Consider the following 11,504-nt stretch of genomic DNA (forward strand, 5'->3'; position numbering starts at 1 on the left):
CTGCACCACTACAACTGGCACCGTCCCCATATGGCGATCGGCGGCCAGCCACCTATCTCAAGAGTACGGCTGAACAACGTAGTGGGTTTACACAGCTAGTCGATACCCATACCATCGATGTAGCGTTGCTGGACATCAACCTGGGCGGCGAGCAGGTCTATCCGCTGGCCGACCGCCTGGCCGAGGCCGGTACCCCGTTCCTGCTGACCTCCGGCTACGACGACAACCTGCCCAGCCGCTTCGCCAGCGCGCCGCGCTGTACCAAGCCCTATCACATCGAAGCCCTGGTCCAGCAGCTGGCCGGGCTGGTGGCGACGCCGCAGGTCCCTGCGGGCATCGCCTGATTGAGCGGCATGTCGCGCCGTCCTGAAGGCATTCACGCCGCCGAGCTGCGTGGCGGAATGCCACCCACGCCGCGCCCGCACGCGCGCCACGATGGCATGGCCGCGCGTATCGCCCGCCATGACTGGTCACGCAGCCCGTTGGGCGCGATCGAGCAATGGCCGCCGCACCTGCGCGCCACCGTCGATCTGATGCTGGCCCACGGCTTCCCGATGATCGTGTTGTGGGGCGAGCAGCTGGTGCAGCTCTACAACGATGGTTACGCCGAGATCCTGGCCGACAAGCATCCTGGCGGGCTTGGACAGCCGACCCGTGAATGCTGGCCCGAGGTCTGGCACATCAACGGTCCGCTCTACACCCGTGTATGGCAGGGCGAGACGCTCACCTTCGAAGACAAGCTTTACCCGCTGGCCCGCCATGGGCGCCTGGAAGACGTCTGGTTCACCATCACCTACAGCCCCATCCGTGGCGAAGAGGGGCGGATCAACGGGGTGTTGGTGACCATGTTCGAGACCACCGCGGCACACATGGCGCTGGCCGCGCGTGAGCGCGAGGAGCTGCGGCGGCGCGAGAGTGACCGGCGCCTGGAACTGGCCTTCAGGATGCTGCCGGTGGGCCTGTGCATCGTCGATCTGCAGGGTCGCATGCTGCTCTCCAATGATCAGATGCGCGCCTATCTGCCCACCGGCAAGGTGCCTTCCAGGGACGCGGACAACCAGCATCGCTGGCACGGCTGCCATCCCGATGGCACCACCATCGCACCGGACGACTTCGCCATCGCCCGTGCGATGCGCGGCGAGACTGTGGTGCCGGGGCTGGAGTTCCAGTACCTGCATGATGATGGCCGCGCGCGCTGGACCCGGGTCGCTGCCGCGCCCCTGCGCGATGCCGACGGTGAGGTCAGCGGCGTGTTCGCCATCGCCGTGGACATCGATGATCTCAAGCGTGCGACCGAGCGCCAATCGGTGCTGTTGGCCGAACTGCAGCACCGGGTGCGCAACATCATGTCGACCATCCATGCCATCGCCTGGCGTACCCGCGAGTCGGTCGGCAGCGTGGATGAGTATGCCGAACGCCTGTGCGGGCGGCTGATGTCACTGGCGCGCACGCAGAGCCTGCTGACCCGTGGCGCCAACGCGGGGGTGTGCCTGCGCGGCATGCTGGATGAGGAGATCGCGGCGCAATCCCCGCCTGCTGCGGTCTACCGCCTGCAAGGCGAGGACGTGCTGCTGCCACCGAAGGCCGCCGAAGTGTTGTCGCTGGCCATCCATGAGTTGGCCACCAATGCGCTGCGGCATGGTGCGCTGACCCATGAGGATGGGCATATCGACGTGTCCTGGCACCTGCAGGTGCAGGAAGGGCAGCCGTGGCTGGGTCTGCACTGGTGCGAGCGCCATGCCGAGGTGGAGGACTGGGAGCTGCCCCGGCAGCGGGGCCTTGGCCGGTCCCTGATCGAGCAGCGCGTTCCCTATGAACTGGCCGGCAGTGGCGAGCTGCGCTTTGGCGCGCAGGGCCTGGATGCCTGGATCCGCTTCCCGCTGCGCGAGCGCGACAGCCTGTTGCAGACCGACGCCCCTCAGGCTGGAACCGGCAGGTGAATGCCATTAATCCCCAATTTCGCCAAATTGGGTATAATGGCCATAGTCCACTTCTGTCTGGAGCCGTGCCATGACCCTCCCGCTGGATCTGCCAGGCCTTGAGAAGGCCCCGGCCTCGTCGGTGAAGACCCGGGGCTGGCCGAGCCTGATGCGCACCGTGCGCGAGAAGCAGGCGCTGGTCATCACCAACCATAATCATCCGGAAGCGGTGATCGTGGATATCCGCACGTATCAGGAGCTGCTGGCCAAGGCCGCCGGCGGTGATGCGGGTGAGCGCAGCGAGGAGCTGCTGCGCCTGCGCAGCGAGTTCGACCAGACCCTGGCCGGCCTGCAGCGCGGGGAAGGGCTGGGCAAGGTGCTGGGTCAGCCGATCCGTCGCGGCCGCAAGGTCACCCTCGGCCGTCCGCTCTGACCGATGGGGCGGATCCTGGTGCTGGCCGGCGTCAATGGCGCCGGCAAAAGTTCGCTGCTGGGTACCTGGCTGGAAGCCGAAGGGCTGGGCTGGTTCAATCCCGATTCGTTCACCCGCCGCCTGGTCGAGGCCGGCTGGCCGCTGCCCGAAGCCAATGCCGAGGCCTGGCAGGAAGGCACCCGCCGCCTCCGCCAGGCCATGGCCGATGGCACGGATTTCGCCTTCGAGACCACGTTGGGTGGCAACACCATTCCACGCCTGCTGCGCGAGGCCTGCGAGCAGCATCATGTGGCGGTATGGTTCTGCGGCCTGGCCACGGTCGAGCTGCATATCGCCCGCGTTGCGGCGCGGGTGGCGGCTGGTGGCCACGACATTCCAGTGGAGAAGATCCACGCCCGCTTTGATTCGGCACGCGAGAACCTGCTGGAGCTGCTGCCACACCTGGCCGAGCTGCATGTCTACGACAACAGCGCACCGGCCGATGCCGAGGGCTGTGTCGAGCCGCTGCCAGTGCTGGCGATGGAGCGCGGCCAGCTGCAATACCCGGTCTCGGTGGCCGAACTGCTGCATACGCCTGACTGGGCCAAGCCGATCGTGATGCGTGCGATGGAGTTGGACACCCCGCAGTAGATCCACGCCAGGCGTGGATGCCCTCCACAAATCGCGCGAAACCACGCCGTGCATGACTGGGCGCCACCGGAGCTGCGGTTAGACTGACCGCACACTCAAGGAGGATGACATGCACGGACCTGCAACGCTCCGCTCGACCCCGATCCGCCTGACGCTTGCAGCGCTGGCGCTGTCCTGCACGCCGGCGATGGCCGCGTCGCCCGCCGCCAAGCGACCATCGCCGCCCAGCCTGGTGCAGGCCTTGCACGCCGCCGAAGCCAGTCTGCGACTTATTCCAGGCGGCGATATCGAATCGGACTTCCGCCCGGCGTGGACGGCTGTTGCCGATCTCGATGGTGATGGCCGTTCGGAGGTTGTGTACTTCTACACATCTACCTACACCGGTGGCAGCTTCGCGCAAAGCAATGTGGTGGCGGTGATGACGGAGCTGACGGCGAACGATCCGCGCGGCCAGGCAAATCCGAAGAGTCTGTCGCGGATGGAGGCCGAGGATTTCGCGGCCATCCGGGAGTCAGGCTATGGCGATGATGCCGGCATCCAGATTCCTGGTGCGGTGCAGGCGATCCGAATCGAGGGCAACCGGATCATCGTTGCCTTCACTGTTACCGCGGGCGCAACGGTCTGCGAAATTCCCCGCGATTTTCGCCACGTCTGCCCGCCAGAGGGGCCCTATGAGTGGACCCTGCGCTGGACGCCCGGACAGCTGGCCCGCGAGGGCGGGGACGCCGAGGCGCCCCCGGACGGGGTGTGACATCGGTGCCGGCGTGGTATCAGGCCGGCTTGGGCGCCTCACCTTCACTTGCTTCCGGCAACGGCGGCAGGCTCGGGTCCACTGTCACTGGCAGATCGCTCTTCAGCAGCGCAGCGGCTTCCTTGTCACTGCCTACCGCCGGCGGTGAACCGCGCAGCGGCAGGCCGGCGGTTTCCTTCACGAACAGCATCGTGATCAGGCCGATCACCGCTGCGCCCATCAGGTAGTAGGCCGGCACCAGCGGGTCGCCGGTTCGTTCCACCAGCCACGCGGTCACCAGCGGCGTGGTGCCACCGAACAGCGACACCGAGACGTTGAAGGCGATCGACAGCGCGCTGTAGCGCACCGGTGTGTAGAACAGCGCTGGCAGGGTGGACGGCATCGAGCTGGTGAAGCACACCAAGGCCAGGCCCAGCAGCATCAGGCCGAGGAAGATCATCCAGTCGTTGCCGCTGCCGACCAGCAGCAGGCACGGAATGGCCAGCACCAGCAGCGCGATGCAGGCGCCGATGATCATCGGCCGGCGGCCGAGTTTGTCACTGAACAATCCACCGACGATGTTCAGCGGCATCATCACCAGCATCACGATGATGATCAGCAGCAGGCCCTTGCTCTCTGCGTAGCCCATGGTCACGCTGAGGTAGCTGGGCATGTAGGTCAGCAGCATGTAGTCGGTGACGTTGAACACCAGTACCAGGCCCATGCACACCAGCAGCTGGCGGCCGTGCACCTGGAACAGTGCACCCAGCCCCGGACGCTCGTGCTCGCGCTTCTCGGCTTCCTCGGCAAAGGCGCGGAACGCCGGGGTCTCTTCCAGTTTCATGCGCATGTACAGGCCGAGCAGGCCCAGCGGGCCAGCCACCAGGAACGGAATGCGCCAGCCCCAGTCCAGCATCTGTGCGTTGCTCAACAGCATGTGCAGTGCGGTGACCGTACCGGCGCCGGCGATGTAGCCGCCCAGCGTGCCGAACTCCAGCCAGCTGCCCATCAACCCGCGGTTGCGGTCGGTGGAATACTCGGCGATGAAGGTGGCCGCGCCGCCATATTCGCCACCGGTGGAAAAGCCCTGCACCACGCGCGCCAGCAGCAACAGCACCGGCGCCCAGATGCCGATGCGCTCATAGGAGGGAATCAGGCCGATCGAGAACGTGCCCAGCGCCATCAGGATCATGGTGAACGCCAGCACTTTCTGGCGCCCGTAGCGGTCGCCGAGCGGGCCGAACACCAGGCCGCCCAGCGGGCGCACCAGGAACGCCACGGTGAAGGTGGCGAACGCGGCGATTACCTGTGCGGTGGGGTTGCTGGACGGGAAGAACACCTGGCCGATGGTGACGGCCAGATAGCCGTAGACACCGAAGTCGAACCATTCCATCGCGTTGCCGAGTGCGGCGGCACCGACGGCACGCTTGAGCATGGGCTTGTCGACGACGGTGATCTCATCGACCTTGAGGTGGCGGCGGCGTTTGAACCAGCCAAAATGGGCATGGGAATCAGGCGTGTCCTGCATGGGGGCTCCCTTGTAGGTATGGAATAGGGGATGGGCGATGTGATGTGTCCCGGAAATCGGAAACGGCGATGCAGGCGCAAGTGGCGCAGGGGCATCGGAGCGCGGCGTGGGGGCCGGGGAATGTGTGCAGGCACAACGCCACGCGCACGGCAAAGCACCGCCGCAGGGGCGGAAACGCAGCAACGGGATCACATCGGCAGCGCAGTCAGCGGCCGGGTGTCACAGCAGCGTGGGGGATGCAGGCAGGGGGCCTGCGGGCGTCAGCCGCCGGGATCCAGCGCGAGGCGATGGAAATTCAGGGTGGGAGCAATCGTGGCAAGCGAAGCGCCGGTCGGCAGTGCTTTCCACGTAACAGGTGCGCCCGTCACGTAGTGGGTCGTGTCGATCATCCGTTCATGATAACGGCATCGACGTGAGCGTGCAGCGAAGCGGGCTGATCTGCACGCTGTGTTCCACGTCGCCTGTTCAGATGACTCAGGCCGACTTTGCCATCAATCCAAGCACGGTGCAGACCACCGCCACCGCACCCGGCAACGCCAGCCGTCGCGTAACCAGTGCGGCACCGACCACGGTCAACACGGAGAACATGATGGCGAGTGAGAACAGCGGTTGGCCCTGCAGGAACTGATGGATGCACCCTGCGCAGCCAGGATGGCCAGGCTGGTGGCGAAGTTGACGTGGAACAGTGAGCCAGCGTGCACAGTGGTTCCTCGCGATGATGGAGGTCAAGCGGCAGGCCGCTGGACAAATTTAGGGAGGATTGCAGATTGCGATGACCGGATCACGTCCTGTACGCGCGCCGGTGACATCGATGTGCATAGGGTGGAGCACACAGCAATTTTTTCTGACTGATGGAGGGTGCAATGGCGCGTACGATTCCCGAAGGAACATTGATCGTGGTGGCCGATGGTGGTTCGGCACGGGTGTTCACCAACGTGGGTAGCGCGCACCAGGTTGCGTTGAAGCAGGAAGGCGAGCTGCGCCTGCAGGACATCAGCGAGCAGGGCGTGTCAGGGCAGGGCCCGGCCCGTGCTGTGCCCAAGGACATGTCGATCTCGCAGCTCAATGAAGCGACGTTTGCCAAGCAGGTGGCCGAACAGCTCAACGAAGATGCGTTGAAGAACCGCTATGCGCACCTGGTGTTGATCGCCGACCCGACCACGCTGGGCCGCATCCGCCCGCTGCTGCACAAGGAGGTCCAGGCGCGATTGCTGGGCGATATCGCCAAGGATCTGACCAATGCGCCGCTGGAAGACATCCAGAAGGCACTGGCGGCATAGCGCTCATGTCGTTCATGCGTGATCACCTGCTGACCGAGCCCACCTCTGCGGAGGTGGAGGCGCAGGCGGGCTGGCAGCTGCTGGAATTCGGGACGGCCTGGTGCGGTCATTGCCAGGCCGCACAGCCGGCGTTGCGAGCTTTCGTCGAGGCGAACGATCTTCCGCACCGGAAGATCGAAGATGGCAAGGGCAAGCCATTGGGCCGCGCGTTCAAGGTGAAGCTGTGGCCGACGGTGGTGCTGCTGCGCAATGGCGAAGAGATCGCGCGGGTGGTAAGGCCGCTGAACAGCGCGGATCTCATGTCGTTGCAGAGCGCACTTCCCGGTTGACGATTGAACCGGGCGCGGGGCACCGGGCAGTCGCACTGCAGCATGCGGTGTGGCAGGCCCGGTGCTAGCATCCGGCAACCACCTGAATCGATCCAAATGCCGATGCCCACGCTGGACCGTCGTCTCCTGATCGCCGTCGCCGCCACGGCGATGCTCGCCTCCGGCCTGGCGTCGGCCGCTCCCGCCAAAACCGCCGCCGACAAGGCCTACGCCTCGGTCGACCCGTTCATTGGTACTGGAGGTGAAGGCCACACCTACCCCGGTGCCACGGTGCCGTTCGGCATGGTCCAGCTCAGCCCGGACACACGCATCCAGCCGCGCGAGAAGGCCTATGGCTGGGCGGCCGGCTACCGTTACGACGACAGCAGCATCGTCGGCTTCTCGCATACGCATTTTTCCGGCACCGGTCATTCGGACCTCGGCGACATCCTGCTGATGCCGTTCACCGGCACTCCCGGCCTGGAGCGCGGTGATCCGGAAAAGCCGCGCAGCGGCTATGCATCGCGCTTCCGGCACGCTGACGAGAAGGCCGAGCCGGGCTACTACGCGGTCACCCTGGATGACTACAAGGTGCGCGCCGAACTGACCACCAGTGCGCGCGTGGGCGTGCACCGCTATACGTTCCCCAAGGGCACCGACGCCAAGGTGCTGCTGGACATGCGCACCAGCATGTACGACTACCCGGGCAAGGTGCTGTGGTCGCGGGTACGGGTGCGCGCCGACGGCACGGTGACCGGCTTCCGCGAAACCCGTGGCTGGGCGCCGGGCCGCCAGCTGTATTTCGCGATGCGTTTCTCGCGGCCGCTTTCCGGGCATGAGCTGCACAACACCGAGCAGGACATTGTCTACAAGGGCTTCCCGCCGCCGGGCGAGAAGGATCCGGCGCAGCGTGCGCAGATCGAAGGGCGCCAGTTGGTCGGCACCTTCGCCTTCGGCAAGCTGGACGCACCGCTGGTGGTCAAGGTCGCGATCTCGCCGGTCAGCGAAGCCGGTGCCATTGCCAACCTCGACGCGGAAGTGGCCGGCTTCGATTTCGACCGCGTTCGCGCGCAGGCCAAGCAGGAATGGACGCAGGCGCTGTCGGTGCTGGATATCGACGCCCCCGAGCACGCCCGGCGCAGTGCCTATACCGCGCTGTACCACACCCTGCTGGGGCCGACGCTGTTCATGGATGCCGATGGCCAGTACCGCGGCTCGGACAACGCCGTGCACCAGGCCAAGGGTTATACCAACTACTCCACGTTCTCGCTGTGGGATACCTATCGCGCGCTGCATCCGTTGCTGACCCTGGTGCAGCCGGAGAAGCGCAACAGCGACTTCGTCAATTCCATGCTGGCCCACCATGAGCACAGCCCCTACGGCATGCTGCCGGTGTGGTCATTCCATGGCCTGGAAGACTGGTGCATGATCGGCTACCACGCCGTGCCGGTGATCGCCGACGCCTACGTGAAAGGTATCCGCGGCTTCGACGCCGACAAGGCGCTGAAGGCAATGGTCGAGACCGCCAACTACGGCCCGTACGATGGCATCGCGCAGTATCGCGAGCTGGGCTACGTGCCGATCGACGAGGAAGGTGAGGCGGCCAGCAAGACGCTGGAATATGCCTTCGATGACTGGACCATTGCTCGCATGGCACAGGCGATGGGCAAGACCGATGTTGCGGCCACCTTCGACAAGCGCGCCGGCAACTGGCGCAACGCCTTCGACAAAGACACCGGCTTCATGCGCGCACGCAAGCGCGATGGCAGCTTCCGCACGCCATTCGACCCCAGCGCCAGTGGATACGGCACCGACTACACCGAGGGCAATGCCTGGCAGTACTCCTGGTACGTGCCGCAGGATGTGGCCGGTCTGGCGGCAGCGCACGGTGGCAGTGACAAGCTGCTCGCGCGCCTGGACGAGGTGTTCAACGCCAAGGTCGATCCGTCCATCTTCGAGCACATGGAAGACATCACCGGGCTGATCGGCTGGTATGCACATGGCAACGAACCCAGCCACCATGTGGCCTACCTGTACTCGTACGCCGGCCAGCCGTGGCGCACCCAGGCGCGCCTGAAGCAGATCATGGACACCCAGTACGCCGACCGCCCCGATGGCCTGGCCGGCAATGATGACGTCGGCCAGATGTCGGCCTGGTACGTGTTCACCGCCTTGGGCTTCTATCCGGTGGCCCCGGGCTCGGGCGAGTACATCCTGGGTCGCCCGTTCCTGCCGAAGACCGCAATGCGCCTGCCGAACGGCAAGACGTTCACCATCGTGGCCGATGGGCTGGATGACAAGCACACCTATGTGGGCAATGTGAGCCTCAACGGCAAGCCATTGCAGCGCACCTTCCTGCGCCACGACGAGATCCTGGCAGGTGGCGAACTGCGCTTCAGCATGCAGGCCGAGCCGAACAGGGACTGGCCGGGGCAGGGCGCGCAGGCGCCGTACTCGATGAGCACGCTGTAACGGTAGCGCCGGGCCATGCCCGGCGTGATTCCGATGCGTGGAACTGTAGAGCCGAGCCCATGCTCGGCTCAGGCATCGTGCCAGGAGCAGCCGAGCATGGGCTCGGCTCTACAAGGGCAATTCGACAAAGGTCAGCGAAACCACAATCCCACCCGAGCGCCACCGATCGGGGCGGTATCGATCACCAGCGCCGCATCATGCCGCTGCGCGATCTCGGCCACGATCGCCAGCCCCAGCCCGCAGCCGTCGCCTTCCGTGCTGGCCCGGTAGAAGCGTTCCGTGACGCGTGCGCGCTCGGCTTCGGCGATGCCGGCGCCGTTATCGTCCACCCACACCAGCACGCCTTCGGCCTCCTGCCCAACGCCGAGGGTGATAACGCCACGCGAGGCACCGTAGCGCAGCGCGTTGTCCAGAAGGTTGCCCAGTGCCTCGCGCAGCAGCTGCGGATCGCCCTGTACCTGCATGCCGTCGTCGGGCCCGTCATAACCCAGGTCCACGCCTGCCGCGAGCGCTCGGTCGGCGTAGCGCTCCACTACGGCGCGCGCCAACGCGGCCAGGTCCACTGGCTGCAGCGGCAGTGCACTGCCATGCGGATCTTCGGATCGGCTGAGCATCAGCAGCTGGTTGACCAGATGCTGCAAGCGGGCCAACCCGGCCAGCGTGCCGGACAACGCCAGCTGCTGGGCCTGCGGATCATGCTGGCGCAATGAACTCTCCAGCTCCACCTGCATGGCCGCCAACGGTGTGCGCAGCTGATGTGCAGCGTTGCTGACGAAGCGCCGCTGCGCATCCTGCATCGCGTCCAGGCGCTGCAGCAGCGCGTTGTACGCCTCCACCGCCGGCCACAGTTCACGCGGGGCTTCCTGCGCTGGATCCAGCGGTGCCAACGGATCCGGCCGCGGGCTGGCCAGCTTCCTCGCGACCAGGTTGGCGTGGCGTGCGGCGGCGCCGGTGCCGGACCAGGCCAGCCACGCCGCCAGTGCCAGGATCGCGGCCTGGAACGGCACGCTGGTCAGCAGCAGCTTGCGTTCCAACCGGTGGCGCTTGCGCAGCGTCTCGGCCACGCGCAGCCGGATGTCATGGCCCGGCCCGGCGCTGACCACAACTTCAACCATGCGCACGGCCTGCCCGCGTAGCCGCGCGTCGTAGTACACCGCGTCGTCATTCCCAGCGGCGGCCATGGGGCGAGGTAGTGCCTCGGGCAGGTCGCCATACAGGCGCCCGCCATCCGCATCGACCACCTCGCCATGCACTTCGTCGGCGGTGTCCCAGGTGAACATGCGCGATACCGACGGGGTGATTTCGATGGATGCGCGGCCGTCCTGCACCGTCACCAGTTCGGACAACGACATCGCCGAATCCAGCAGCCAGCGGTCGTAGACCTGGCCGGCATAGAAGCGCGCCAACGCGAATGAACCCACCGCACTGCACAGCAGCAGCACCAGCAGCGGCAGCCACAGGCGCCGCAGCAGCAGGCCACGCAGGCTGTGCACGCGCTCAGTCACCCACGACCTCCAGCCGGTAGCCGAGGCCACGCAGCATGCGGATGCCGACGCCGGCGTGGGCCTGCTCCAGCTTGCGGCGCAGGCGGCTGACGTGCACCTCGATCACCGACAGGTTGGCCTCGTGGTCCCAGCTGTAAAGCGCATCGAACAGGCGCTGCTTGGTCACGGTGCGGCCGGGGTGCTGCATCAACGCTTCGACCAGCGACAGCTCGCGCGCGGTCAGCTCGATACGCTGGCCGTCCACCTGCACTTCGTTGCGGATGCTGTCGAAGCACAGCCGGCCCAATCGCTTCTGCGCCGGTGCGTCACTGCGGCGGCGCGACAACGCACGCAGGCGCGCTTCCAGCTCGCCCAGCGCGAATGGTTTTGCCAGATAGTCATCGCCGCCGCGGTCGAGGCCGAGGATGCGGTCCTCCACGCCATCGCGTGCGGTCAGGATCAGTACCGGCAAGGTGGCGCCATCGTTGCGCAGGCGCGACAGCAGGTCGAGGCCATCCACGTCCGGCAATGAAAGGTCGAGCACCATCACGTCATACGGAGCACTGGCCAGCGCCGCAGGCGCGTGCAGTCCGCGCGAGAGGTGGTCGCACAGATGGCCGGCACCCTGCAGGGCGCGGATCAGTCCATCGGCCAGGGCGGCATCGTCTTCGATCAGCAGGATTCGCATTGCAAGCTTCGTGCAAGGTTGGGGCAAGTTTG

11 protein-coding genes and 2 pseudogenes are annotated in these 11,504 nt (G+C 66.1%); 9 read left to right on the plus strand and 4 right to left on the minus strand.

Going from position 1 to position 11,504, the window contains the following annotated elements; genetic code table 11:
- The 6 genes and pseudogenes from AC0Z6F_RS07900 to AC0Z6F_RS07925 all read left to right on the plus strand — a co-directional run.
- Window positions 1–99: pseudogene (locus tag AC0Z6F_RS07900) on the plus strand (IS481 family transposase); the annotation flags it as partial.
- Window positions 93–344, plus strand: a pseudogene (locus AC0Z6F_RS07905) (response regulator); the annotation flags it as partial. The pseudogenes AC0Z6F_RS07900 and AC0Z6F_RS07905, both read left to right, overlap by 7 nt.
- 9 nt (window positions 345–353) lie before the next feature.
- Window positions 354–1,940 (plus strand): sensor histidine kinase, encoded by a 1,587-nt coding sequence (locus AC0Z6F_RS07910; protein ID WP_012511228.1) that lies wholly within the window; start codon window positions 354–356, stop codon window positions 1,938–1,940.
- A 70-nt stretch (window positions 1,941–2,010) separates the two neighbouring features.
- Window positions 2,011–2,352, plus strand: a complete 342-nt coding sequence (locus AC0Z6F_RS07915) for a type II toxin-antitoxin system prevent-host-death family antitoxin (RefSeq protein ID WP_012511227.1) — start codon at window positions 2,011–2,013, stop codon at window positions 2,350–2,352.
- Between the two features lie 3 nt (window positions 2,353–2,355).
- Window positions 2,356–2,982 carry an ATPase gene (locus tag AC0Z6F_RS07920; RefSeq protein ID WP_012511226.1) on the plus strand — a complete coding sequence of 209 codons (627 nt, stop codon included), beginning with the start codon at window positions 2,356–2,358 and terminating at the stop codon, window positions 2,980–2,982.
- Window positions 2,983–3,091: 109 nt separating this feature from the next.
- Window positions 3,092–3,733: a hypothetical protein gene (locus AC0Z6F_RS07925; RefSeq protein WP_012511225.1), complete on the plus strand. Its 642-nt coding sequence runs from the start codon at window positions 3,092–3,094 to the stop codon at window positions 3,731–3,733.
- Between the two features lie 19 nt (window positions 3,734–3,752).
- On the opposite strand, the gene proP is transcribed toward AC0Z6F_RS07925, so the two are convergent.
- Complete coding sequence (proP, locus tag AC0Z6F_RS07930; protein WP_012511224.1) at window positions 3,753–5,240, minus strand: glycine betaine/L-proline transporter ProP; 1,488 nt, start codon at window positions 5,238–5,240, stop codon at window positions 3,753–3,755.
- Window positions 5,241–5,500: 260 nt separating this feature from the next.
- A complete protein-coding gene (locus AC0Z6F_RS07935; RefSeq protein ID WP_485617003.1) occupies window positions 5,501–5,629 on the minus strand; it encodes a hypothetical protein in 129 nt (42 codons plus the stop codon).
- Between the two features lie 474 nt (window positions 5,630–6,103).
- On the opposite strand from AC0Z6F_RS07935, the gene AC0Z6F_RS07940 reads away from it, so the two are divergent.
- The 3 genes from AC0Z6F_RS07940 (at window position 6,104) to AC0Z6F_RS07950 (ending at window position 9,300) form a co-directional block, all read left to right on the plus strand.
- Window positions 6,104–6,520, plus strand: a complete 417-nt coding sequence (locus AC0Z6F_RS07940; RefSeq protein ID WP_012511222.1) for a host attachment family protein — start codon at window positions 6,104–6,106, stop codon at window positions 6,518–6,520.
- Window positions 6,521–6,525: 5 nt separating this feature from the next.
- Window positions 6,526–6,849: a thioredoxin family protein gene (locus AC0Z6F_RS07945; RefSeq protein ID WP_006370285.1), complete on the plus strand. Its 324-nt coding sequence runs from the start codon at window positions 6,526–6,528 to the stop codon at window positions 6,847–6,849.
- 96 nt (window positions 6,850–6,945) lie between these two features.
- Window positions 6,946–9,300 (plus strand): GH92 family glycosyl hydrolase, encoded by a 2,355-nt coding sequence (locus AC0Z6F_RS07950; RefSeq protein WP_012511221.1) that lies wholly within the window; start codon window positions 6,946–6,948, stop codon window positions 9,298–9,300.
- A 131-nt stretch (window positions 9,301–9,431) separates the two neighbouring features.
- Here AC0Z6F_RS07950 and AC0Z6F_RS07955 read toward each other — a convergent pair whose 3' ends face one another.
- Window positions 9,432–10,805, minus strand: a complete 1,374-nt coding sequence (locus tag AC0Z6F_RS07955) for a sensor histidine kinase (protein ID WP_012511220.1) — start codon at window positions 10,803–10,805, stop codon at window positions 9,432–9,434.
- Window positions 10,798–11,472 (minus strand): response regulator, encoded by a 675-nt coding sequence (locus AC0Z6F_RS07960; protein ID WP_012511219.1) that lies wholly within the window; start codon window positions 11,470–11,472, stop codon window positions 10,798–10,800. Before AC0Z6F_RS07960 ends, AC0Z6F_RS07955 begins: the two co-directional genes overlap by 8 nt.
- Window positions 11,473–11,504 lie beyond the last annotated feature (32 nt).

The sequence above is a fragment of the Stenotrophomonas sp. 1L-E-5-B-C3 genome (genome assembly GCF_057292075.1).